We start from the raw sequence: 397 nt of genomic DNA on the forward strand, positions 1-397 counted from the left end.
TCCCTGAACTGCGCTTCCTTGCGGAGGAGACCGGACCATGCTCAATCGACGTGTCACGCGTTTCGCGCTGCTGATGGCACTGGCGTGCTTGTCTGTGACCGTCCAGGCGCAGGTCGGATGGTCTGGCAAGGTCGCCCGCCGGCAGTCGGACATGGTCTACGACGCGGCGGGAGCGCGGCTCTTGCTGTTCGGTGGAGAGTCCGCTGGCATCACTCTTGGCGACATGTGGCAGAAGGGGATCAGCAGTTGGCAGGAAGTAGCTCTCACGAGCGGTCCATCGCTTCGCGGCCACGTGATGGGCTATCTGCCCGCGCAACTGCCGGCGCGCCCGATACCCCAGGTTATCGCCTTCGGCGGCTTCTCGCCGACGGGCACTGCGAGCGGCGCTACGTGGGTT

At 65.5% G+C, this 397-nt stretch carries 1 protein-coding gene; it reads left to right on the forward strand.

Annotated elements, in window-relative coordinates; genetic code table 11:
- Nucleotides 1–37: 37 nt before the first annotated feature.
- On the forward strand, nucleotides 38–397 hold a 360-nt coding region (locus tag I6F37_RS43470), incomplete at its 3' end, for a hypothetical protein (RefSeq protein WP_225154906.1).

Origin of the sequence: Bradyrhizobium sp. NBAIM08, assembly GCF_020193935.1 — a bacterium.
Lineage (GTDB): Bacteria > Pseudomonadota > Alphaproteobacteria > Rhizobiales > Xanthobacteraceae > Bradyrhizobium > Bradyrhizobium yuanmingense.